This is a genomic window from Pseudomonas sp. NBRC 111132, from assembly GCF_001320565.1.
Classification (GTDB): domain Bacteria; phylum Pseudomonadota; class Gammaproteobacteria; order Pseudomonadales; family Pseudomonadaceae; genus Aquipseudomonas; species Aquipseudomonas putida_P.
In genome coordinates, this window is sequence record NZ_BCBI01000004.1 from 23,104 (window position 1) to 46,095 (window position 22,992).

At 64.5% G+C, this 22,992-nt stretch carries 18 protein-coding genes and 1 riboswitch; of the genes, 8 read left to right on the forward strand and 10 right to left on the reverse strand.

Annotated features, from left to right (window positions below; all coding sequences use genetic code 11):
- Positions 1-69 precede the first annotated feature (69 nt).
- Positions 70-1,002 (reverse strand): LysR family transcriptional regulator, encoded by a 933-nt coding sequence (locus tag APH35_RS02970; protein WP_012272077.1) that lies wholly within the window; start codon positions 1,000-1,002, stop codon positions 70-72.
- Between the two features lie 124 nt (positions 1,003-1,126).
- Between APH35_RS02970 and APH35_RS02975 the strand changes: the two genes are divergently transcribed.
- Positions 1,127-1,387 carry a DUF2790 domain-containing protein gene (locus APH35_RS02975; RefSeq protein ID WP_012272076.1) on the forward strand — a complete coding sequence of 87 codons (261 nt, stop codon included), beginning with the start codon at positions 1,127-1,129 and terminating at the stop codon, positions 1,385-1,387.
- Between the two features lies 1 nt (position 1,388).
- Here the strand turns inward: APH35_RS02975 and APH35_RS02980 are convergent, their stop codons facing one another.
- Positions 1,389-2,081, reverse strand: a complete 693-nt coding sequence (locus tag APH35_RS02980; RefSeq protein WP_041166481.1) for a tRNA (adenine(22)-N(1))-methyltransferase — start codon at positions 2,079-2,081, stop codon at positions 1,389-1,391.
- A 137-nt stretch (positions 2,082-2,218) separates the two neighbouring features.
- Here APH35_RS02980 and APH35_RS02985 point away from each other — a divergent pair, with 137 nt between their 5' ends.
- The 3 genes from APH35_RS02985 (at position 2,219) to APH35_RS02995 (ending at position 5,464) form a co-directional block, all read left to right on the forward strand.
- Positions 2,219-2,599, forward strand: coding sequence for a RidA family protein (locus APH35_RS02985; RefSeq protein WP_004577524.1), 381 nt, complete (start codon positions 2,219-2,221; stop codon positions 2,597-2,599).
- Between the two features lie 127 nt (positions 2,600-2,726).
- Positions 2,727-4,727 (forward strand): peptidase U32 family protein, encoded by a 2,001-nt coding sequence (locus APH35_RS02990; protein WP_060494046.1) that lies wholly within the window; start codon positions 2,727-2,729, stop codon positions 4,725-4,727.
- 179 nt (positions 4,728-4,906) lie between these two features.
- Entirely contained in the window at positions 4,907-5,464 is a 558-nt protein-coding gene (locus APH35_RS02995; protein WP_012272073.1) for a TetR/AcrR family transcriptional regulator, read from the forward strand.
- A gap of 87 nt (positions 5,465-5,551) precedes the next feature.
- Here APH35_RS02995 and APH35_RS03000 read toward each other — a convergent pair whose 3' ends face one another.
- The 4 genes from APH35_RS03000 to APH35_RS03015 all read right to left on the reverse strand — a co-directional run bounded on the left by APH35_RS03000 (position 5,552) and on the right by APH35_RS03015 (position 12,726).
- Positions 5,552-6,955 carry an efflux transporter outer membrane subunit gene (locus tag APH35_RS03000; RefSeq protein WP_177335345.1) on the reverse strand — a complete coding sequence of 468 codons (1,404 nt, stop codon included), beginning with the start codon at positions 6,953-6,955 and terminating at the stop codon, positions 5,552-5,554.
- A complete protein-coding gene (locus APH35_RS03005; RefSeq protein WP_060494047.1) occupies positions 6,955-10,086 on the reverse strand; it encodes an efflux RND transporter permease subunit in 3,132 nt (1,043 codons plus the stop codon). Before APH35_RS03005 ends, APH35_RS03000 begins: the two co-directional genes overlap by 1 nt.
- A gap of 15 nt (positions 10,087-10,101) precedes the next feature.
- A complete protein-coding gene (locus APH35_RS03010; protein WP_060514174.1) occupies positions 10,102-11,244 on the reverse strand; it encodes a MexC family multidrug efflux RND transporter periplasmic adaptor subunit in 1,143 nt (380 codons plus the stop codon).
- Positions 11,245-11,400: 156 nt separating this feature from the next.
- Positions 11,401-12,726 (reverse strand): sigma-54 dependent transcriptional regulator, encoded by a 1,326-nt coding sequence (locus tag APH35_RS03015; RefSeq protein ID WP_012272069.1) that lies wholly within the window; start codon positions 12,724-12,726, stop codon positions 11,401-11,403.
- Between the two features lie 342 nt (positions 12,727-13,068).
- Here APH35_RS03015 and APH35_RS03020 point away from each other — a divergent pair, with 342 nt between their 5' ends.
- On the forward strand, positions 13,069-13,335 hold the full coding sequence (locus APH35_RS03020; RefSeq protein WP_003247923.1) for a hypothetical protein: 267 nt from the start codon (positions 13,069-13,071) through the stop codon (positions 13,333-13,335).
- Between the two features lie 106 nt (positions 13,336-13,441).
- Here the strand turns inward: APH35_RS03020 and APH35_RS03025 are convergent, their stop codons facing one another.
- From APH35_RS03025 to cobW, 4 genes are all read right to left on the reverse strand, one after another.
- A complete protein-coding gene (locus APH35_RS03025) occupies positions 13,442-14,008 on the reverse strand; it encodes a vWA domain-containing protein (protein ID WP_060494048.1) in 567 nt (188 codons plus the stop codon).
- A 101-nt stretch (positions 14,009-14,109) separates the two neighbouring features.
- Positions 14,110-15,132: an ATP-binding protein gene (locus tag APH35_RS03030; protein ID WP_060514175.1), complete on the reverse strand. Its 1,023-nt coding sequence runs from the start codon at positions 15,130-15,132 to the stop codon at positions 14,110-14,112.
- A 1-nt stretch (position 15,133) separates the two neighbouring features.
- Positions 15,134-18,895 carry a cobaltochelatase subunit CobN gene (cobN, locus tag APH35_RS03035; RefSeq protein WP_060494049.1) on the reverse strand — a complete coding sequence of 1,254 codons (3,762 nt, stop codon included), beginning with the start codon at positions 18,893-18,895 and terminating at the stop codon, positions 15,134-15,136.
- A gap of 3 nt (positions 18,896-18,898) precedes the next feature.
- Complete coding sequence (cobW, locus tag APH35_RS03040) at positions 18,899-19,966, reverse strand: cobalamin biosynthesis protein CobW (RefSeq protein ID WP_060494050.1); 1,068 nt, start codon at positions 19,964-19,966, stop codon at positions 18,899-18,901.
- A gap of 102 nt (positions 19,967-20,068) precedes the next feature.
- A riboswitch (cobalamin riboswitch) is annotated at positions 20,069-20,285 on the reverse strand.
- Positions 20,286-20,385: 100 nt separating this feature from the next.
- Between cobW and APH35_RS03045 the strand changes: the two genes are divergently transcribed.
- The 3 genes from APH35_RS03045 (at position 20,386) to APH35_RS03055 (ending at position 22,871) form a co-directional block, all read left to right on the forward strand.
- On the forward strand, positions 20,386-20,763 hold the full coding sequence (locus APH35_RS03045; RefSeq protein ID WP_060514176.1) for a glyoxalase superfamily protein: 378 nt from the start codon (positions 20,386-20,388) through the stop codon (positions 20,761-20,763).
- A complete protein-coding gene (locus APH35_RS03050; RefSeq protein WP_012272063.1) occupies positions 20,760-21,122 on the forward strand; it encodes a hypothetical protein in 363 nt (120 codons plus the stop codon). Before APH35_RS03045 ends, APH35_RS03050 begins: the two co-directional genes overlap by 4 nt.
- A gap of 171 nt (positions 21,123-21,293) precedes the next feature.
- Positions 21,294-22,871 carry an ATP-binding cassette domain-containing protein gene (locus APH35_RS03055; protein WP_060514177.1) on the forward strand — a complete coding sequence of 526 codons (1,578 nt, stop codon included), beginning with the start codon at positions 21,294-21,296 and terminating at the stop codon, positions 22,869-22,871.
- Positions 22,872-22,992: the final 121 nt, after the last annotated feature.

Consider the following 22,992-nt stretch of genomic DNA (forward strand, 5'->3'; position numbering starts at 1 on the left):
AATTGCTGGGGCCGCTTTACGGCCCAATCGCGACGCAAGGCCGCTCCTACAAGAAAGCAGATCAGTATTTCAGCGCCAATACCTCGAATCATCCACCACTTTGGCATGCCCCTCGAACAACGCCGGCAGTTGCTCCTTGAGGTAGTCGATCCAGGTCCGCACCTTGGCATCCAGGTAATGCCGTGACGGGTACATCGCATACAGCGCACTTTCCCGCAGCCGGTACGGCGCCAGCAGCCGGCACAAACGCCCCTGCTCGATCGCCTGGCTGGCCGTATAGAACGGCAGCAGGCCAATCCCCATGCCCAACTCACTGGCCACCAGCATGGCGTCGGCCACGTTGGTGGAGAAGTTGTCGCTCGGTGTGATCACGCACTGGTCCACACCCTGGGGGAATACCCAGTCGCCTTCATACATCGGGTAAGCCATGCGTAGGCAGCGGTGCGCATGCAGGTCCTCGGGGCGCTCGGGCACGCCATGCCGGTTCAGGTAGCTGGGTGCCGCACAAGGGATACTGAAGATGTTGCCCAGCGGCACGGCTATCAACTGCGAATCCGGCAGCGCACCGTCCACGGTGATCACCACGTCATGCCCTTCGGCCAGCGGGTCTGGGTTGCGCTGGGACAGGGTCAATTCGATTACCACTTCCGGGCACAGCGCGTTGTAGCCGGCCACCAGCGGCATCAACAACAGGCCCAGGCCGTGCGGGCAATGCAGGCGCAGATGGCCACGCGGCGTGAGGTGCGCACCTCGGGCCTCGCCCACCGCCTCTTCGGTCAGCAGCATGATCTGCCGCGCACGCTCCAGAAACCGTTCGCCCGCCTCGCTCATGCGCAGGCGCCGGGTGGTGCGGTGCAACAGGCGGGTCTGCAGCTGGTTCTCAAGCTCCGCGACGATGCGCGAAACCTGTGCTGCGGAAATATCCAGGGCATTGGCGGCTGCAGCGAAGCTGCCACATTCCACCACACGAGCGAAGGTACGCATGGCATGCAGCATGTCCATGAGGGTGTGCTCCTTGTTCAGTCTTATTCTTGCGTTACAGGCAGGAATCTATCACGAGTTAGCCCATTTATTGTGGATGACCAATGAATACATCATTAGTCATACATTGAAAAAGGAGCCTGCCATGAAACGTTCGATCGCTGTGTTTGCCGTTGCCGCTGCCCTGGCTTCGTTCGGTGCCTTCGCTGATACGGCCAGCAACCAGCCCGTGAGCAACACCTATGAATACGGCATGCCGCTGGACGTGGCCAAGGTCATCTCCATCACCCCGGCCAGCAACGCCGCCGACTGCCAGGTGGGCACCGCACACATGGTGTACGTCGACCACCAGGGCCAGAAGCGCGAAGTCGACTACCGGGAAATGGGCAACTGCTCGCAGCAGTGAATCAGGCCAGTAGCTGGGTGATCCAACCCACCTGCTGATTGAAGTCGTCGATTTTCGCCTGTGGCACCGCGTCACGGGCCCGCTGGAAATTGGCCAGGGTCTGCTGCTTCTGCCGCAGCATCCGCTGCCACTTGACCCGAAACGCTTCGCTTTTTTCCTGCATCAGTACCGGGCCGAAGTACAGCTGTTCTGCGCTATACACCACCCTGCCCGGCTCGGCGACGATGATTTCGTAGTCGAAGCGGTTTTCCCGCAGCAGCTCTTCGCAGACGATCTGGTAACCATTGCCCGCCAACCACTGGCGCAGCTCGCGCTCACCGCCATTGGGCTGCAGTACCAGACGCGTGACGCCGCCCAGACACTGCTTGCCGGCCTCGAGAATCTCGCACATGGTGTCGCCGCCCATGCCGCAGATGCTCACCACCGAGATGCGGTCTTGCGGCTCGATCGCTGCCAGGCCATTGGCCAGGCGCACGGTTACCCGCTCCTGCAGGCCGTTTCTGCGCACATTGCGCTGGGCCGAAGCGAACGGCGTCTCGGCCACTTCACCCGCCACGGCGGCCTCGAGCACGCCACGCAGCATCAAGGCCACTGGCAGGTAGCCGTGGTCCGAGCCGATGTCGGCCAGGCGCGCGCCCTGCGGCACATGAGCGGCCACGCGCTCCAGGCGCCTGGACAAAGTCTGTTCGTTCAACGTAAACCCCTGGTTTTGCAATCGGCCGCGATTCTGACGGTGAACGCCGCGTATTTCAAACACCGGGGCACCCTCGACCGGGCTGGTGCGCTCGCGTAGGCTTGCCGTTTTCCTTCCGTAGCAAGGCAAAACACACCATGGCACATGCAGACATCATCTACACCCCGGACCCGGACGCCGAATCGATTTCGTCCGATGTCGCCGAGTACAACGGCGTGCTGGTCACCACGCAGATCCCGACCCACGCCGATGGCAGCCTGGAGCTGGGCGGCATTGTCGAGCAGAGCGAATGCACCCTGCAGGCGCTGAAAGTGGCGCTGGAGAAAGCCGGCAGCGGCATGGACCGCGTGCTGCACCTGACCATCTACCTCACCGACATGGCCGACCGCGCCGCGTTCAACGAGGTGTACCAGCGCTTCTTCAGCAAGCCCTGGCCGGTGCGTGCCGCCGTGGGTGTGGCCTCGCTGGCATTCGAAGGCATGCGCGTCGAAGTGACCGCAATGGCCGCCAAGCGCTGATCGGCGCTTGTGGGAGCGGTCCTCGCTCCCACCTTACCCTGCACCTCCCGGCACCCCGATGATGCCGCCAACCCGTTTCACCGCTACAATGCCCGCCTAAACCGTGACAGCCCGAAAATATAACGACATGTCTCTTCCAAAGAATCACCTGGAACTGCTCAGCCCTGCCCGTGACGTGGCCATCGCCCGTGAAGCGATCCTGCACGGCGCTGACGCCATCTATATCGGCGGCCCAAGCTTCGGCGCGCGCCATAACGCCTGCAACGACGTCAGCGATATTGCCGAACTGGTCGAGTTCGCCCGTCGCTACCATGCACGCGTGTTCACCACGATCAACACCATCCTCCACGACAACGAGCTGGAACCGGCGCGCAAGCTGATCCATCAGCTGTACGACGCCGGCGTCGACGCACTGATCGTGCAGGACCTGGGGGTGATGGAGCTGGACATTCCGCCCATCGAGCTGCACGCCAGTACCCAGACCGACATCCGTACCCTGGAGCGGGCCAAGTTCCTCGACCAGGCCGGTTTCTCGCAGCTGGTACTGGCCCGTGAGCTGAACCTGCAGCAGATCCGCGCCATCGCCGCTGAAACCGATGCCGCCATCGAGTTCTTCATCCACGGCGCGCTGTGCGTAGCGTTTTCCGGCCAATGCAACATTTCCCATGCGCAGACCGGCCGCAGTGCCAACCGTGGCGACTGCTCGCAAGCCTGCCGCCTGCCCTACACCCTTAAAGATGACCAGGGCCGCGTGGTGGCGTTCGAGAAGCACCTGCTGTCGATGAAGGACAACAACCAGACCGCCAACCTGGCCGACCTGGTGGATGCCGGCGTGCGTTCGTTCAAGATCGAGGGCCGCTACAAGGACATGGGCTATGTGAAGAACATCACCGCCCACTACCGCAAAGAGCTCGACGCCATTCTTGAAGGCCGCCCGGAATACGCCCGTGCGTCCAGCGGCCGGACCCAGCACTTCTTCCTGCCCGACCCTGACAAAACGTTCCACCGTGGCAGCACCGACTACTTCGTCACCGACCGCAAGGTCGATATCGGCGCCTTCGACTCGCCAACCTTCACCGGCCTGCCGGTGGGTGTGGTGGAAAAGGTCGGCAAGCGTGACATGCAAGTGGTCACCGACGTACCGCTGACCAACGGCGACGGCCTCAATGTGCTGGTCAAACGCGAAGTGGTGGGCTTTCGCGCCAACATCGCCGAACCCCGTGGCGAGTTCGAGGAAGACGGTAGCAAGCGCTACCGCTACCGCGTCGAACCCAACGAAATGCCCGAAGGCCTGTACAAGCTGCGGCCCAACCACCCGCTGTCGCGCAACCTCGACCACAACTGGCAGCAAGCCCTGCAACGCACCTCCTCCGAGCGCCGGGTCGGTGTGGAATGGCACGCAGTACTGCGCGAGCAGCGCCTGATGCTTACCCTTGGCAGTGAAGAAGGTGTGAGCGTGCAGGTAGCCCTGGACGGCCCGTTCGGCGCAGCCAACAAGCCGCAGCAGGCGCTGGAACAACTGCACGACCTGCTCGGCCAACTGGGTACCACGATGTACCATGCCGACAGCATCCAGCTGGATGCCCCGCAGGCGTACTTCATCCCCAACTCACAGCTCAAGGCTCTGCGCCGCGAAGCCATCGAGGCACTGACCGAAGCACGCGTGCAGGCGCACCCGCGCGGCGGGCGCAAGGCCGAGACCACGCCGCCGCCGGTATACCCCGAGTCGCACCTTTCGTTCCTGGCCAACGTGTACAACCAGAAGGCGCGCGATTTCTACCACCGCCACGGCGTGCAACTGATCGACGCGGCCTACGAGGCCCATGAAGAACACGGCGAAGTACCGGTGATGATCACCAAGCACTGCCTGCGCTTCTCCTTCAATTTGTGCCCCAAGCAGGCCAAAGGCGTAACCGGTGTGCGCACCAAGGTGGCACCGATGCAGCTGATTCAGGGTGACGAAGTGCTGACCCTGAAGTTCGACTGCAAGCCGTGCGAGATGCATGTGATCGGCAAGATGAAAAACCACATCATCGACCTGCCGACCCCAGGTAGCGCGGTGGCGCAGGTGGTGGGGCATATCAGCCCGGAAGACCTGTTGAAGACGATTCCGCGCGGGGCGCATTGATCGTTAGCCGGTAACGGCCCTTTCGCCGCACAAAGCTGCTCCTGCACCCTGTGGGAGTAGCCCTGTGCGGCGGGGCGGCCAGCCAAGACACAAAAAAGTCTCATATGAGACCTTAAAGCTTGATCCATGCCTCATTTTCTGCACAATAATTGCCCTGCGACCCCACGCGAGGCATGCCGATGACCCCCACTCCCCACGATGAACGCCTGCTCAAGGCCCTGGCCCACGCCATCGTGGTCCACCCGCGCGCCACGCTCAAGGAACTGGCCGAGACCGCCGGCGTCAGCAAAGCTACCCTGCACCGCTTCTGCGGCACCCGCGACAACCTGGTGGCCATGCTCGAAAACCACGGCGAGCAAGTGCTCAACCAGGTGATTGCAAATGCCGCCTTGCACACCGCTGCCCCCTTGGAAGCGGTGCGTCACCTGATTGCCGAACACCTCAAGCACCGCGAAATGCTGGTGTTTCTGATGTTTCAGTACCGCCCCGATACATTGCTCGGCGACAGTGAAGACCGCCGCTGGTTGACCTATACCCGGGCGATGGATGCGTTTTTCCTGCGTGCGCAACAGATGGGCGTGTTGCGCATCGACATCAGCGCAGCGGTGTTTACCGAAGTGTTCATCACCCAGATCTACGCCATGGTCGACGCCGAGCGGCGCGGGCGCGCAGCCAGTGCCAATTCGGCGCAAGCCTTGGAGCAATTGTTCCTGCAGGGGGCGCTGGCCAGGGGTTGAGGCCATTGGCCTACGCGCAAAAAAAGGCCCCTGGGCACAAGTCCCAAGGGCCAAAGCGGTTGGATCATCCAACCAAAGGAGCCTTTTTCAGCCGCGAGCCGGCCAGCCGCCGCCCAAGGCGCGGAACAGGTCCACCAGCGCAAGCTGCCGTTGTGTACTCGCCTCGATGTACGCCGCTTCATTCACAAAATCGCTACGCTGCGCATCCAGGTAACGCAGGTGGCTGTCGATCCCACCCTCATAGCGCGCCTTGGCCAGGGTCAAGGTGGCGCGGCTGGTATCGGCCAGGGCCCGCCGCGCGACTTCCTCACGGCGCAGGGTATCGGTGGCCGCCAGGGCATCCGCTACTTCGCGGAACGCCTGCTGGATCGCCCCTTCATAAGCTGCCACCGCCGAATCCTTGCGCGCCTCGGCCAGGCTCAGCCCAGCCTGATTGCGCCCAGCATCGAATATGGGCAGCGACACCTGGGGCATGAAGCTCCAGCTACGCGAACCGCCCTCGAACAAACCAGACACCTGCGTACTCGACGTACCCAAGCTGCCGGTCAGGCTGATACGCGGGAAGAACGCCGCTCGCGCCGCGCCGATATCGGCATTGCGCGCCCGCAAGCGGTGCTCGGCAGCAAGGATGTCCGGGCGCCGTTCAAGCAGCGCCGACGGGGCACCGGGGGTAATGTCCTGCAGCACGCTGGGTTCTGCCTGGCGTTCGACCGGTAGAGCCTGGGCCGCCTCACTATTGCCTACCAGCAACACCAAGGCGTTGTAGGCCTGCTGGCGCTGGCGCAGGTTGCTTTCTTGCTCGGCGCGCGCTTGCTCGACCAGGCCGAGCGCTTCCTGGTGGTCCAGCGCCGTGGCGGTCCCGGCGGCGCGGCGTTGGTCGATCAGCGCCAGCGAGCGCTCGCGGCTGGCCAGGGTCTGCCGGATCAACGCCAGGCGCCGCTCGCTACCGTCCAGGGTCAGGTAGGCCTGGCTCACCTCGGCGATCAAGGCGATGCGCGCCGCACGGCCAGCCTCCTCCGTGGCCAAGTATTGCTCCAGCGCTGCATCGCTCAGGCTTTTCACCCGACCGAACAGGTCGACCTCGTACTCAGGCAACGAAAGGCCAACCTGATAGGTGCTGGCGACGCCCTCGCGGCCATCACTGGACAGCCCGGCAGGCTGGTGCTGTCGATTACCGGAAGCACCAGCGCTCAGCCCCGGCACACGGTCCGCGCGCTGGATGCGGAACTGCGCCCGTGCCTGGTCGATGTCCAGCAGCGTCTGGCGCAGCGAGCGGTTGTCGTCCAGCGCCGTGTTCACCAACTGGCGCAACGTCGGGTCGACGATAAAGGCTTGCCAGTCCAGCTTGTCCGCCTGCAGCCCTGCGTGGCTGGTGGCGTCGCTCCACTGGTTCGCCACCGGCGCCTCGGGGCGCTGGTAGGTCGGTGCCAGGGAGCAGCCGCTGGCCAGCAAAGCCATGGCAATCGGCACGAACAGATTACGCATGGCCATCACTCCAGCACCTCGGCAGGTTGGGCCTGCGGCGCTGGCTTGCGCTTGAGCAGCGACAGCACCCAGACAAAACAGATCGGCACGAACAGCACGCCCAGCAACGTGGCGCTGAGCATGCCGCCGATCACCCCGGTACCAATCGCCCGCTGGCTGGCAGCACCGGCACCGCTGGCGATCGCCAGGGGTACCACGCCGAGGATGAACGCCATCGAAGTCATCACGATCGGCCGAAAGCGCAGGCGCGCGGCTTCGATCGCAGCGTCACGCAGGCTATAGCCTTTCTCCCACAGCTCCTTGGCGAACTCGACGATGAGGATGGCGTTCTTCGCCGCCAAGCCGATGATGGTGATCAGGCCAACCTTGAAGTACACATCGTTGGGCATGCCGGTGACCATCACCGCCAGCACCGCGCCCAACGCACCGATCGGCACGATGAGCATCACCGTCAGCGGGATCGCCCAGCTTTCGTACAACGCCACCAGCAGCAGGAACACCACCAGGATGGCCAGGGCGAACAGGCTGCTGGCCTGGCCGCTGGAGACCTTCTCCTGGTAAGAAAGCCCCGTCCAGGCGTAGCCGATCCCCGGCGGCAGTTCACTGACCAGGCGCTCCATTTCGGCCATCGCCTGGCCGGTGCTGTAGCCCGGCGCGGCATCACCGGAAATGCGGATCGACGGGTAGCCGTTGTAACGCACGATCTGTACCGGCCCTTCTTCCCAACGGGTGGTGACGAAGCTGCTGAACGGCACCTGCTGGCCATCGACGTTCGGCGCGTACAGGCGCAGCACGCTTTCCGGGGTCATGCGCTCGCCCTGCTCTGCCTGCACCACCACCCGTTGTTGCCGGCCAGCGTTGGTGAAGTCGTTGATCACTGCCGAGCCAAAGGCGGTGGCCAGGGTGCTGTTGATGGTTTCGAAGGGCACGCCAAGGGCACGGGCCTTTTCCCGATCGATGTCGACCCGCAACTGCGGCGCTTCTGCCAACCCTTCCATCATCGCGTAAAGGATGACTGGGTTGCCGTTGGCCTCGCCCAGGATCTTGTCGCGTGCCGCCAGCAAGGCCTCACGGCCCAGGCCGCCACGGTCGAGCAGGCGCAGGGCGAAGCCACCGGCGTTGCCCAGGCCATCGATCGGCGGCGGGTTGACCGCCATGATCGTGCCATCGCCATGGCTGGCAAATTGCGCATTGATCGCCTGGGTTTCGGCATCCACCGATTGCTCGGCGCTACGTACCGACCAGTCTTTGTAGGTAGGGAATGCCAACGCGGCGTTCTCGCCCATGCCCGAGAAGCTGAAGCCGCTGACCAGGAATGCCGAGGCCAGCGCCTCGCGGGACATCAGGAACTGCTCCAGGGCCTGCCCGGTGGCGTCGGTACGCACGCGGCTGGCGCCCGGCGGCAGCTGCACGTCAACGATCGCATAGCCCTGGTCTTCCACCGGTACGAAGGATTCCGGCAGGCGCAGGTAGAAATAGCCGAGCATCGCCAGAATACCGGCATACAGCAGCATGTAGCGGCCGGCACGGCGCACCAGGGCGTTGTTCATCACCGAGTAGCGCTCGGTCAGCCGCGCAAAGCCACGGTTGAAAGCGCCGAAGAAGCCGCGCTTTTCATGGTGCCCAGGGGCCACCGGCTTGAGCATCGTGGCGCACAGGGCCGGGGTAAAGGTAAGCGCGAGGAAGCCCGAGAACAGGATCGACACCGCCAGCGACAGCGAAAACTGCTGGTAGATCACCCCCACCGAACCCGACATGAACGCCAGTGGCATGAACACGGCCGACAGTACCAGGGTGATGCCGATGATCGCGCCGGACACCTGGCCCATTGCCTTGATGGTGGCGTCGACAGGCGACAGCCCTTCCTCGGCCATGATCCGCTCGACGTTTTCCACCACCACGATGGCGTCGTCGACCAGGATGCCGATCGCCAGCACCATGCCGAACATGGTCATCATGTTCACCGAGAAGCCCAGCAGCTTCATCACCATCAACGTGCCCAGCAGGCACACCGGTACCACGATCGACGGGATCAGCGTGTAGCGGATGTTCTGCAGGAACAGGAACATCACCAGGAATACCAGCACCATGGCTTCGAGCAGGGTGTGAATGACCTTTTCGATGGCCACGTCGACAAAACGCGAGGTGTCATAGGGCACCGAGTACTCGACGCCCTCGGGGAAGAACGCGCTCAGCTCGGCCAGGCGCTCCTTGACCAGATCGGCAGTTTTCAGCGCATTGGCGCCCGGCGCCAGCTGCACCGCACCGGCCACCGCAGGTTTGCCATTCAGGCGCGAAGAAAAGTTGTAGCTTTCCATGCCCACTTCCAGGCGGGCGACATCGGCCAGGCGCACCAGCGAACCGTCCGGGTTGGCGCGCAGTACCACTCGGCCGAACGCCTGAGGGTCGTCCAGGGTGCCTTGCACCGCCAGGGTGGCAGTCAGCTCCTGCTGGCTGCTGCCCGGCGCGCTGCCGAAGCTGCCGGCCGGCACCTGCACGTTCTGCCCACGGATGGCATTGCTCACGTCATCGATCGACAGCCCATAGCCCACCAGTTTCTGTGGGTCGACCCACACGCGCATGGCGGCTTCCGACGAGAAGAACTGCAACTTGCCCACGCCCGGGACCCGGCGCAGCTCATTGTTGATGTTGCGCGCGGCGTAGTCGCCCAGCGCCGTGGTATCGGCCTGGCCTGCGCCCTCCTTGTAGCTGAGGGCGTAGATCAGCAGGAAGCCGGCACTGGTCTGCTCGACCTGGATGCCTTGGGTGATCACCGCCTGCGGCATGCGTGCTTCGGCCTTTTTCAGGCGGTTCTGCACATCCACCTGGGCCAGTTCCGGGTCGGTACCCGGCTCGAAGGTGACCACCACTTCGGCCATGCCGTTGGAGTTGTTGGTCGACTCGAAATACAGCAGGTTCTTGGCGCCGTTGAGCGACTCTTCGATGATGCTGGTAACCGAGTCCACCAGCACCTTGGCCGAAGCCCCTGGGTAGGTAGCGGTGATGGTGATTTGTGGTGGCGCTACGTTAGGGTACTGGGCCACCGGCAGCGTAGGTATGACCAGCAACCCCGCCAGGGAAATGAACAGCGCCACGACCCAGGCGAAGTTCGGCCGTTTGATGAAGAACTTGGACATCTCGTTACCCTCGCCTCAGCGTGCTGCGGCTTGTTGCGCCGGGGCAGTCACCACCGGCATGCCCGCAGCCAGCCCGGCAGGGCTGCCGACGATCACCTGGTCACCTGGGCGCAAGCCCTCGGTGACTTGCCAGCGGGCACCGTGCATGGCACCGGTGCGCACACTGCGCGCCTCGGCAACCCCACCGATGCCCACCAGCATGACCCGCGCCTCGCCGTCGCTGCCGCGCTGGATGGCGCGCTGCGGCACAAGGATGGCCTGGTTGTCGGTGCCTTGCGGGGTGCGCACGCGCACATACATGCCCGGCAGCAGGATGCCGTCGGCGTTGTCGAAGCGGCCGCGCAAGGTGACCTGGCCGGTGCCGCGGTCGACCGCGACGTCGGTGAACATCAGCGCACCCTGGCGCTCGTAGTCGGTGCCTTCCACCTGGGCGGTCAGGGCCTGCTGATCACCGGCTGCCAGCGCACCCTCCTTCAGCGCCTGGCGCAGGCGCAGCGCGTCGGCGGCGGACTGGGTAAAGTCGACGTAAATCGGATCGAGTTGCTGGATGCGCGCCATCAGCGTGGCGTCGCCCTGCCCCACCAGCGCACCTTCGGTGACCAGGGCACGGCCGATACGGCCAGAGATCGGCGCCTTGACCGTGGCGTAGCCCAGGTTCAGGCGCGCGGTCTCGACATCGGCCTGGGCCGAACGCACAGCGGCCTGGCCGCTGCGCAGGTCGGCGCTGGCGGTGTCGAAGTCCTGCTGGCTGACTGCCTCGATCTTCACCAGCGGTTCGTAGCGGCGTACCCGCGCCTGGGCTTCGAACATGACCGACTGGGCCCTGGCCAGGTCGGCCTCGGCGCGTGCCAGCGCGGCCTTGAAGGGTGCCGGGTCTATCTGGAACAGCACATCGCCGGCTTTTACGTCGGCGCCTTCTTCGAAGCGCTTGTGCAGGACGATGCCGGCCACTCGGGCGCGAACCTCGGCCACCCGCATGGGTTCGACCCGGCCCGGCAGCGTTGCCGCCAAGGTCAGGGGTTCGCTGGCGACCGTGACGGTCTGGACCGGAAAGGCACTGTGGGCCGCAGACGGCGGCGCTTCAGCTTCGCCGCAGCCGGGCAGCGCGACTGCCGCCGCCAGGCAGCTGGCCATTCCTATTGCACGCAAGTTGCTCATGATTCACCCGAGCTTCAAATGGAAAAACGGCCCGAATGATATGAGCGAAGACAAAATGAGTCAATTTTGTCTCATTTGATACTTTGTTAAGAATTGTGAAACTCGGCGTGACATCTCCAGGGCCTGGCAGATGCCACGTCAAACCTACAAGGGGAATCAACGAATCTGATGCTTGTGCAGCAAGCGATAAAAAGTCGGCCGCGAGATACCCAGCACCTTCGCCGCCACACTCAGGTTGTCACTGTGCCGGTTGAGCACATCGCACAGCGCCTGGCGCTCGGCGCGTTGCTTGTACTCCTCCAGCGTGCCCAGCGGCTGTTGTTCCTGGTCGAGCAGCTGCAGGCCCAAGTCCTGCGCCTCGATCTGCCGCCCTTCAGCCAGCACCAGCCCCCGGCGCACACGGTTGGCCAGCTCGCGCACATTGCCCGGCCAGTCATGCCGGCCCATCGCGGCCAGGGCATGGTCGCTGAACGAACGCGGCCGGCGCCCGGTTTCCAGGCTGTAGAAATGGGCAAAGTGGCTTGCCAGCATGGACAGGTCACCATGCCGGTCGCGCAACGGCGCGGTCACCACCTGCAGCACGTTCAGGCGGTAATACAAGTCTTCGCGAAAACGCCCTTGCTCGATGGCCCGCTCCAGGTCCACATGGGTGGCCGCCAACACTCGCACATCCACTGGGATCGGCTGGCTGCCGCCCACCCGCTCGATGTGCTTCTCCTGCAGAAAACGCAGCAGGTTGGCCTGCAACTCCAGCGGCAGGTCACCGATTTCATCGAGAAACAGCGTGCCACCATGGGCCGCTTCGATGCGCCCGGCCTTGCGCTGATGCGCCCCGGTGAATGCGCCCTTTTCATGGCCGAACAGTTCGGACTGGATCAGATGCTCGGGGATCGCCCCACAGTTGATGGCGATGAACGGCTGCTCGCTGCGTTGCGACTGACGGTGCAGGGTGCGTGCCACCAGTTCCTTGCCGGTGCCGCTCTCACCACGGATCAGCACGGGCGATTCGGTGGGCGCCAGTTTGCCCAGCAACTTGCGCAGCTCACGGATCGGCCGGCTTTCGCCGAGCAACTCGTGGGTCGCCTCATCGACCTTGACCGCCCCCTTGCCGCGCAAACGGGCCATGCCGAAGGCGCGGCCCAGGGTCACCTGCACGCGGGAGACGTCGAACGGCAAGGTGTGGAAGTCGAAAAACCACTCACAAACAAAATCACCGAACGCCGGCATGCGCAGCTGTTCGGCGCTGAGCACGGCAATCCATTCGGTGTTGCTGCGCTTGATCATGTCCTTGACCGCATCCGGATGCCTCAGGTGCGTGGCCTGCAAGCGCAGCAGGCCAACATCGCAGGGATGGTCCAGCGCGGCCCCGAGCATACAGCTGTCCACATCCCAGCCTGCGTTGCGCAGGCCAGGCAATAAGCGGTGGCAGTCGTCGCAGGGGTCGACGATTAGCAAACGGCGTTGAGCGGCAGGCTGCTGCATGACCGATCCTTGGCGCCAGTTTTTGGTTTTTTGAAGTAAAACAGCAAGTTGTGGCGCCCGTTTAACAGTAGCAACGAAGTTGACAGTGCCCACTACCGTTTGTCTGCGGACGCATTTTTTTACAAAGTGCCCCGGGAATTTTCGCACTTTATCGACATCACATGGCGGCGCAGGCAACAACGAATATGCCTCTGACAAAAAAATTTACAACCAATGTGTGACTTGCCCCCGGACAACGAGCATCAGTACACATAACCCCGCGCTGCACTTCGCGATCATTGAGGCGACTTTGAAGCAACGCGGACTTCACTTCGATGTTTGGGACCATAGAGAGACCGAACCATGAATGCCCCGCTCCGTGTCAACGAAGCACTGCTGATTGCCGACCACGCCTTCGAACCTTTCCAGTGCGTAGCCTGGGATGCACCCAACGGTACTGGTGAGCTGAGCCTGGCAGTGATCGACCGGACCAGCACCCGCATCGGCGCCAAGCAAGTGTCCTCGCGTATCTACTCCGACCCGGCCCAATGGGCCAGCCTGATTGAAGAAGTGCGCGCCGAATTATGTGAAAAGGGTTACGACCTGCAACCGTGGTCGATGCCGAAGTAATATCGCCCGGCAAACCAAGTGCGTGCAGCGCCACGCACTTGTTCGGATGCAAAGTTGCTGTTCTGGCAACTTTTCCTGTTGCGACATAGTGTCGCGCCAGTACGGTTCAATCCACGACCTTGAAGTGTTGCAAGTGCTGATAATCGGCCTGCAACTGTTCTGCCAGGTGCTGCGCGCGGCCAACACGCACCGGCGCCAATTCCATATCCACCAGCAACGTTGCACAGGGCATGGGTTGAACAGTGTCCCAGCGCTGCAGACGACCGTCGGTAAACACCAGGCAGCGCACGGCTTCATCTGGATAGGCGCGCTGTCGTGCCTGTAGCCAGTGTCGGGCCTGCTCCAATGCACAAATCAGCGGCGTGCCGCCACCCGCACCCAACGCCTGCAGCCAGGGTTGCAAAGCCGACGAGGCCTTCAGGCCGTGGCGCTGCCACTGCGGTGTACGCCCGCTGGCGGTCAGCAACGCCAACCGGGCGCGCTGGCGGTAAGCCTGATCGAACAGCGCTGCCAGCAACCCTTTGGTCTGCGCCAGCGCCTGATGGCGACGGGTCGAGGCCGACGCGTCGACGATGACTAGCCACAGTTCTGCGGGCCGAGCCTGGCGCTGTTGCCAACACAGGTCCTGGCGCAGCCGTGGCCGCCCTTTGAGCAATGTCGGTAGCCAGGCCACCCGGCCGGCCGCCGCATTGCGACCGCGGCCACGGCTGGCCTCGCCCTGCTTGCCTGCACCAGGCCTTGCATCCGCCCCTTTGGCAGGTAGCTGGGGGATGCTCAGGGCTTTTTTGCCCAGTTCGGTACCTCGCGGCGTGCGCCGCTGGCCACCGGCTGCGCCGGCAATGCCCCCCAGTCGCCCTGCGCACCCTGTTCACCAGGGTTGCCGGCACCCGGTTGGCCGGGCTGCTGGTCAGGCGGCTGCGGCGCCGACGGCGTTTTGGCCTGGGGCATGACACGGCGGCGATGACGCAAGGCGAACTCGGCCACCGCTTCGACATCCACCTCTTCAATAGCCGCAGCACCGCGCCAGGCACAATGGGCGCGCGCCGCACGCAGCCAGACCAGGTCGGCGCGCAGGCCGTCGACGCCAGCGGCGTAGCAGCGCTCGGTAATCCAGGCCAGCGCCTGATCATCCAGGGCAATCTGGGCCAAGGCCTGGCGCGCCGCCTGGCAGCGCTCACGCAGTTGCGCCTGGGCCGTTGCCCATTGGTCACAGAACGCCTTGGGGTCACTGTCGAACGCCAGGCGTCGGCGAATGATCTGCTGCCGGGCCTCGGGCTCGGGCAAGCCTTCCAGCGCCACGTTCAGGCCAAAACGGTCGAGCAGTTGCGGGCGCAGCTCGCCCTCTTCCGGGTTCATGGTGCCGATCAGCACGAAACGGGCATTGTGCCGGTGCGAGATGCCGTCGCGCTCGATGCGGTTGGTGCCACTGGCAGCCACATCGAGCAACAGGTCAACCAACGTGTCCGGCAGCAGGTTGACCTCATCGACATACAGCACGCCACCGTCGGCTTGGGCCAGCACCCCAGGGGAAAACTGCGCCTTGCCCTGCCCCAGCGCGGCATCCAGGTCAAGGGTGCCGACCAGCCGCTCTTCACTGGCGCCCAATGGCAAGGTCACGAACGGGCCTTCGCCAAGCAGGTCAGCCAGGCCACGGGCCAGGGTGCTCTTGGCCATGCCACGCGGCCCTTCGATCAGCACGCCGCCGATCTTCGGGTCGATGGCGGTCAGGCACAGCGCCAGCTTCAGGTCGTCGGCACCGACCACCGCCGCCAGCGGAAATTGTACGGGTTCACTCATTTCAAGCCTGTTCCTCGCCGTCGAGCAGTTGTTCTTCGAGGGCTTCGCGGTAATTGCCCGGCGCCTGCCACAAACCGCGCTGCTGGGCCTCCAGCAGGCGCTCGGTGAGGTCGCGCAAGGCCTCGGGGTTGTGCTCGCGCATGAAATCGCGGGTGGCCGGGTCGAGCACGTAGGCATCGGCCAGCCCCTGATAATGATGGTCGTCGATCAGGTGCGTGGTGGCGTCGAAGGCGAACACGTTGTCGACTGTCGCCGCCATCTCGAAGGCGCCCTTGTAGCCGTGACGCTTGACCCCGTCGATCCACTTCGGGTTGAGCGCACGGGCACGGATTACCCGGTTCAGCTCCTCCTTGAGGGTACGGATACGCGGTCGATCGGCCTGGCTGTGGTCGCCGTGGTAGCTGGCCACCGCCGCCCCGGACAGCGTTTCCGACGCTGCCAGCATACCGCCCTGGAACTGGTAGTAATCATTGGAGTCGAGCAGGTCATGCTCGTGGTTGTCCTGGTTTTGCAGCACCGCCTGCACCTTGGCCAGACGCTGGGCGAACTGGGCGCGGGCCGGGGTGCCATCGTCGCTGCCACCGTAGGCATAGCCGCCATGGTTGAGGTAGACCTCAGCCAGGTCGTCACGGCTGTGCCACAGCCGCCCATCAATGGCGTTCTGCACCCCGGCACCGTAAGCGCCGGGTTTGGCACCGAACACCCGCCAACCGGCCTGGCGAGCAGCTTGATCGGCGTCCACGCCTTGCGCCTGCAGCACTGCCCGCTCGCTGCGTACACGGGCAGCCAGGGGGTTGAGGTCGTCGGGCTCGTCCAGCGCGGCCACGGCCTGCACGGCGGCATCGAACAGACGGATCAGGTTACCGAACGCATCGCGGAAGAAGCCGGAAACGCGCAAGGTCACGTCTACACGCGGGCGGTCGAGCAAGCTCAGCGGCAGGATTTCGAAATCGTCCACGCGCTGGCTGCCAGTGGCCCACACCGGCCGCACGCCCATCAGCGCCATGGCCTGAGCAATGTCGTCGCCGCCAGTGCGCATGGTCGCCGTACCCCATACCGACAGGCCGAGCTGGCGCAGGTGATCGCCGTGGTCCTGCAGGTGGCGTTCGAGGATCAGGCTGGCCGAGGCGAAACCCAGGCGCCAGGCCGTGGTGGTGGGCAGGTTGCGCACGTCCACGGTATAGAAGTTGCGGCCGGTGGGCAGCACGTCGAGGCGCCCGCGGCTGGGTGCGCCGCTGGGGCCGGCGGGCACGAAGCGCCCCGCCAATGCCGCCAGCAGGCCATTCATTTCGGCAGTGCCGCAGGCGTCCAGGCTGGGTGCCACCGCGTCACGCAGGGCCTGAAGTACGTCGTGCACCGGCTGCCATTCACTTAGGGCGGGTAACGCTGCAGTGCCTTCCAGCGCCTGCCCGATCACCTGGTGTGCCAACAGTTCGAGGCGCTCGCGGGTATCGCCACACGTGCGCCAAGGGTCATTGCCGATGGCTTGCAGCTGTTCAGGGCGTGTACCCTGCCACGGCTGCCCAAGGTCACAGTCGAGCGGGTCGAAGCCCGGCACCAGTGCTTTGGCCAGCGCCCGCAGGAGGCTGGCATTGCCACCACGACCGTCGCCACGCTCAACCCGCAACAGCGCCAGCAATGTATCCAGGCGCAGGCGCCCTTCAGGCGACTGCCCGAACACGTGCAGCCCATCGCGAATCTGCGATTCCTTGAGGTCACACAGGTAGGTGTCCAGGCGTGGCAGCCATACGGCGGCATCGTCCAATTGCCCTTCCAGTTGCAACTCGCGGTCGATGTGGTTGGCTTTTACCAGTTCGAGAATATCGCGCTGCAACTCGCGAGCACGCCGTGGGTCGAGCAGCTGCGCTTCGTAGAACTCATCAGCCAACTGTTCCAGGTGGCGCAGCGGCCCATAGGTTTCGGCACGGGTCAGCGGCGGCATCAGGTGATCGATGATCACCGCCTGGGTGCGGCGCTTGGCCTGAGCACCCTCGCCCGGGTCGTTGACGATGAACGGGTAGATGTTCGGCAGCGGGCCGAGCAGCGCATCCGGCCAGCACTGTGCCGACAACCCCACGCCCTTGCCGGGCAGCCACTCAAGGTTGCCGTGCTTGCCGACATGGATCACCGCGTCGGCGGCAAAGGCGTGACGCAGCCAGAAGTGAAACGCCAGGTAGCCGTGCGGCGGCACCAGGTCGGGGTCGTGGTACACCGCGCTCGGGTCCACCTGATACCCCCGCGCCGGCTGGATACCGACGAAAGTCAGGCCAAAGCGCAAGCCGGCCACCATCAGCCGGCCGCTGCGGTACATCGGGTCTTGCTCGGGCGGCCCCCAGCGTTCCAGCACGGCCTGGCGGTTGGCCTCGGGCAGGCGCTCGAATGCAGCCTGGTAGTCGGCCAGGCTCAGGCTCTGGGCGCAGGGGCGTTGGTCCAGGTGGTCGAGGTCGTTGGTCACGCCACCGAGCAGTTGGTGAATCAGTTGCGTGCCGCTGCTCGGCAAATCGGCCAGCGGATAGCCTTCGGCCTGTAGCGCCTTGAGGATGTTCAGCGCCGCTGCCGGGGTGTCCAGGCCGACGCCGTTACCAATGCGGCCATCACGGGTCGGGTAGTTGGCCAGCACCAGGGCAATACGCTTTTGAGCATTGGGCAGGCGCGCCAGTTCTACCCAGCGGCGGGCCAGTTCGGCAACGAAGTCCATGCGCTCGGGGTGCGCGCGGTAGCACACCACGTCGGACTGGCTGCGCTCGCTGCGCCAGGCCATGTCCTTGAAACTGACCGGACGGGTGATGATGCGCCCGTCCAGCTCCGGCAAGGCAATGTGCATGGCCAGGTCACGCGCGCCCAGGCCCTGCTCGCTGGCTTCCCAGCCAGGCTGGTTGTCTTGCGCGCAAATGGCCTGCAACACCGGGATGTCACGGCGCAACGGCCGCAGGTTGGGGCGCTCGGGGCTGGACAGGGCAAAGCCGGTGGTATTGACCAGCACTTCAGCGCCGACCTCGTCCAGCCAGGCTTCGACCTGCTCCAGGCAGGCGCTTTCCTTGAGGCTGGCCACGGCGATCGGCAACGGGTTCAGCCCGGCTGCTTGCAGGCGCTGGCAGAACACGTCGATGAAGGCGGTGTTGGCCGCCTGCAGGTGCGAGCGGTAGAACAACAGCGGCGTCACCGGGTAATCCGGGTGCCAGTGCGGGTACCAGTCTTCTAGCGCAACGCTCCCCTTGGCCGGGTGATACACGGCGGTGCGTGGCAAAGGCTGTGGCTCGTCCCAGGCGTAGTCACGGCCCAGCCACTGGCTGGCCAGGCAATTGAACAGGTTGATGGCATTGGCCTTGCCGCCCTGGCGCAGGTAGTGCCAGAGGCGTTCGGCCTGTTCGCCACAAACGTTACCCAAGCTGGTCAGTTCCGGGTCCGGGCGATCATCACCCGGCACCAGAATCAGTTGCACGCCACGGGCGGCCAATTCGACCAGTTGCTCGACGCCGTAGCGCCAGTAGCCAACGCCACCGTGCAGCGACACCAGAATGACCTTGGCGTGGCGCAGTACCTGGTCGACGTACAAGTCGACCGAGGCATGGTTCTGCACCTGCATCGGGTTGGCCAGGCGCAGGCTGGGGAAGTCTTCAGGCAATTGCTCGGCGGTATCGGCGAGCAATGCCAGGTGCGAATCGCCGCTGCAGAGAATCACCAGCTCGGCGGGTGTCTGGCCGAGGTCGGCAATGCTGTCATCCGGCACGAAGCCGCCGGGCTGGGTCCGCAGCAGGTGCATGGGTCAGGCGCCCAGGGCCTGGCGCAGGCGCGCTTCCAGTTGAACAGCGTCAAGGTCCTGACCGATCAGCACCAGGCGGGTGATGCGCGGCTCATCGTTGCGCCAGGCGCGATCGAAGTGCTTGTCGAAGCGGGTACCCACGCCTTGCACCAGCAGGCGCATCGGCTTGCCCGGGATGGCGGCGAAGCCCTTGGCACGCAGGATGCCGAACTCCACCACCAGTTGCGTCAGTGCGTCGAGCAGCAGGCTTTCGTCGGCCTCGGGCAGGTCGATGGAAATGGAATCGAAGGCGTCGTGGTCATGATCGTCATGGTCGTCGCCGTCGTGGTGCGTGTCGTGGTGGGTGCGGCGACCATCGATGTGCGCCTCGGACTCGGCACCCACGCCCAACAGCACTTCCAGTGGCAGCTTGCCGCTGCTGGCCTCGATCACCTTGACGGCCGGCGGCAATTCTTCAGCCACTTCGGCGCGCACTTTGGCCAGGCCGTCGGCGTCGATCAGGTCGGCCTTGTTCAGTACCACCAGGTCGGCGCTGGCCAGCTGGTCGGCGAACAGCTCGTGCAGTGGCGATTCATGGTCCAGGTTAGGGTCGAGTTTGCGCTGGGCATCGACCTGGTCCGGGTAGGCGGCGAAGGTGCCAGCGGCCACGGCCGGGCTGTCGACCACGGTGATGACCGCATCGACGGTGCAGGCGTTGCGGATTTCCGGCCACTGGAACGCTTGTACCAAAGGCTTGGGCAGGGCCAGGCCGCTGGTTTCGATCAGGATGTGGTCGAGGTCGCCACGGCGTGCCACCAGCTCGCGCATCACCGGAAAGAATTCTTCCTGCACGGTGCAGCACAGGCAACCATTGGCCAGTTCGTAGACGCGGCCGCTGGCTTCTTCCTCGGTGCAACCGATGCTGCACTGTTTGAGGATTTCGCCGTCGATGCCCAGCTCGCCGAATTCGTTGACGATGACCGCGATGCGGCGGCCTTGGGCGTTGTCGAGCATGTGGCGCAGCAAGGTGGTCTTGCCCGAGCCGAGGAAGCCGGTGACGATGGTGACGGGGAGCTTGGCCAGTGTTTTCATGTCGCATTGCCCTTGGCAGTGTGGCGCGGGCATGCAGGACGACAGCCACGGGCCAGAGGTTGGCCGGGCTTGTTCGCCACCGGATCACCCCGCCCGGTTGAAAGTCGAAAACGTGACGAGGCAGGTCTCCTGGCTCGCACCGTTCCAGGCCCCCGTACGGTTGAACAGCGGGCTGGCGGGATGACGCCTTCCCGCGCGCTGGCGCAGTGGCAGTGTCGATCCGTTGTCGGTGCTTACAGTTGCGGGGGCAGCCGCGGCATGTACCGCGTTCCCATCTTAGCTTCGGCCTGGCCGAAGAACCTCGAACTGGCAAGGCTACGCAGTGGCTGGCGGGTGGTCAACCATTGCGGCGGGCTGGTCGACCACTCTTGGTGCTACTGCGTTACAGTAGCGACTCTGCCCACGGTCAAGGACGTCCCATGCCCCTCGCCCCCGCCATACCCGTACTGCGCATCTTCTCGGTCGACAAGGCCAAGGAGTTCTACCTCGATTTCCTCGGTTTCAGCCTGGACTGGGAGCATCGTTTCAGCCCGGACCTGCCGTTGTACGTACAGATTCACCGCGACGGCCTGATCCTGCACCTTTCCGAGCACCATGGCGATGCATGCCCCGGTTCTACCGTGTTCGCCCGCATCGACGACCTGCGCGCGCTGGAGCGCGAGATGCAGGACAAACAGTACGGTTACGCCCGGCCAGAGGCCGAGCGCCTGGACTGGGGCCTGCAGATGCAGGTGTGGGACCCGTTCGGCAACCGCCTGCGCTTTTGCCAGCAGATCGATGACGAGGCCAACCCGTGAAGGCACTGGGCAAACGCGAAATGGCCCGCCTGGAGCGGGAGCTGGTGGCGTGCCTGACCGATGCCTGCGAAACCGCCAAGGCGCAGATCGTCGGTTTCAGCTGGCTCACTCACCGCCTCGACCCCGAGGACTTTCCGGGCAGCCTTCGTATTACCTGGGTATTTGAGCAAGAGGCCGACAAAGCCGCTGCCGTCGCGGGCGAAGCGAAGGCGCACATGCTGGCGTTGACCCGCCATGCACTGGAGCAAGCCGGCATACAGCTGGACCATCCGGCCTGGCATGTGCGGTTCGACAGTGAACAAGCCTGCGCGCACGGCCACGCCGGGGACTGGGCTAAACGCTTGCAGGCGCAACGCTGAGGCCCCAACCGGCGGCCGGTGCTTTACCCGGCCCCGGACGGTCCGTTAGGCTACGCGCTCTCTAATTACGAGGTGTTCGTCCAATGCGCCATTGATGCCGCCGTCCGTTCGACGGCCAGTCTTCAGCCTCCGGCTCGCTCCGGAGATGTCGCGGCATTTGTGGAGTTGTGCATGACGAACACGTCGATTCTGACGCTGGACAGCGTCTCCTTGGCCTTGCCTGATGGCAGGCTGCTGTTCAGCAACCTCAACGAAACCTTCGACCAACGCCGCACCGGCCTGGTCGGGCGCAATGGCGTGGGCAAAAGCCTGCTAGGGCAGATTCTTGCCGGCCAGCGTGAACCGAGCAGCGGCCATTGCCGGCGCCTCGGGCCTGTCCATTTGCTGGACCAGCAAGTCATCGAGCGCAGCGCCACGCTTGCCGACCTGGCCCAAGTGGGGCCGGTGATTGCGGCGCTGGAGCGTATCGAGCAAGGCAGCATCCAGCCCCACGATTTCGACACCGTTGGCGAGCGCTGGGATATCCGCGAGCAATTGCAACGCCAGCTTCAGGGCCACGGCCTGGGCCAACTCGACTGGCGCCAGCCCGCACGGAGCCTGAGCGGCGGCCAGGCCATGCGCGTGGCGCTGATTGGCGCGTGGCTCAGCGATGCCGACTACCTGATCCTCGACGAGCCAAGCAATCACCTGGACAGCGACGCCCGTGCCCAACTGCTGAGCATGATCGAAGCCTGGGACCGTGGCTTGCTGGTGATCAGCCACGACCGCAGCCTGCTGGCGCACATGGCACGCATTGTTGAATTATCCAGCCTGGGTTTGCAGGGCTATGGTGGCAACTACAGCATCTATGCAGCGCAAAAAGCCAACCAGACGGCGCAGGCCCAGCAGCACCTTGCCCGGCTGAAGCAGGCGCAGCTACGCCAGGCCCGTGAACTGCAGCGCCAGCGCGAAGACCTGGAGCGCCATCAGGCGCGGGCCGGGCGCCAGGCCAAGCACGCCAACCAGGCCAAGATCCTGGTCGACCGCCAGCAGGAGCGCAGCCAGGCCACTGCTGGCAAGCAGCGCCGCGACCATCGCGATGCCCAGCAAGCGTTGGTGGGTAAAGTGCGTGACGCCGCCCGTGAGGTCGAGCAAGAAAGCGCTATTACCTTGCACGCGCCTACACCTCAGCGTCATCCAGGCCGAGAAGTGTTGGCCTTGCAGGCACTTCGCTTGCCCCATGGCACCCGCAAACCGCTTGACCTGCGTGTGTGCCTGGGCCAGCGCGTGGGGCTGATCGGCGCCAATGGCAGTGGCAAGTCCACCCTGCTCAGGCTGCTGAACGGGGAGTTGCCGGCACCGCCCGACAATGTGCGCCTCAGTGGCGAAACCGCCCTGCTCGACCAGCACTGCAACACGCTAGCGGGCCACGGCAGCGTGCTCGAACACCTGCGCCAAGCCAACCCGATGCTGGCCCAGGGCGAGTTGCGCAGCCGCCTGGCGCAATTGGGCCTGGATGCGGCCCGTGTCGAACTGCCCAGCAGCCTGCTCAGCGGCGGCGAGCGGATGAAGGCGGCGCTGGCCGCCGTGCTATACGGCGAACGGCCGCTCGACCTGTTGCTGCTGGACGAACCCGGCAACCACCTGGACCTGCCATCGCTGACAGCCCTGGAACGCATGCTTGGGCAATTTCGCGGGGCGCTGATGGTGGCGTCCCATGATGCGGTATTGCTGGAAAACCTGGCGCTCGATGAATACCTGCACTTGTAGGCGCAGCCATGTGCTGCGAAAAATGCATCGCACGCTATCAATTCGTGACTGGCCGTTCCCGATCCGCCAAGGATGTATTAAGGTGGCATGGTGCGCATATAACAGCAGCCCGAGCGATCGG

Coding starts and splice junctions, on each gene's coding strand:
- APH35_RS03020 (WP_003247923.1), top strand. CDS start 13,069: ATGAATGCCCCGCTCCGTGTCAACGAAGCACTGCTGATTGCCGACCAC.
- APH35_RS02990 (WP_060494046.1), top strand. CDS start 2,727: ATGTCTCTTCCAAAGAATCACCTGGAACTGCTCAGCCCTGCCCGTGAC.
- APH35_RS02975 (WP_012272076.1), top strand. CDS start 1,127: ATGAAACGTTCGATCGCTGTGTTTGCCGTTGCCGCTGCCCTGGCTTCG.
- APH35_RS03005 (WP_060494047.1), bottom strand. CDS start 10,086: ATGTCCAAGTTCTTCATCAAACGGCCGAACTTCGCCTGGGTCGTGGCG.
- cobW (WP_060494050.1), bottom strand. CDS start 19,966: ATGAAAACACTGGCCAAGCTCCCCGTCACCATCGTCACCGGCTTCCTC.
- APH35_RS03010 (WP_060514174.1), bottom strand. CDS start 11,244: ATGAGCAACTTGCGTGCAATAGGAATGGCCAGCTGCCTGGCGGCGGCA.
- APH35_RS02985 (WP_004577524.1), top strand. CDS start 2,219: ATGGCACATGCAGACATCATCTACACCCCGGACCCGGACGCCGAATCG.
- APH35_RS03055 (WP_060514177.1), top strand. CDS start 21,294: ATGACGAACACGTCGATTCTGACGCTGGACAGCGTCTCCTTGGCCTTG.
- APH35_RS02970 (WP_012272077.1), bottom strand. CDS start 1,002: ATGGACATGCTGCATGCCATGCGTACCTTCGCTCGTGTGGTGGAATGT.
- cobN (WP_060494049.1), bottom strand. CDS start 18,895: ATGCACCTGCTGCGGACCCAGCCCGGCGGCTTCGTGCCGGATGACAGC.
- APH35_RS03000 (WP_177335345.1), bottom strand. CDS start 6,955: ATGGCCATGCGTAATCTGTTCGTGCCGATTGCCATGGCTTTGCTGGCC.
- APH35_RS03045 (WP_060514176.1), top strand. CDS start 20,386: ATGCCCCTCGCCCCCGCCATACCCGTACTGCGCATCTTCTCGGTCGAC.
- APH35_RS03030 (WP_060514175.1), bottom strand. CDS start 15,132: ATGAGTGAACCCGTACAATTTCCGCTGGCGGCGGTGGTCGGTGCCGAC.
- APH35_RS02995 (WP_012272073.1), top strand. CDS start 4,907: ATGACCCCCACTCCCCACGATGAACGCCTGCTCAAGGCCCTGGCCCAC.
- APH35_RS03015 (WP_012272069.1), bottom strand. CDS start 12,726: ATGCAGCAGCCTGCCGCTCAACGCCGTTTGCTAATCGTCGACCCCTGC.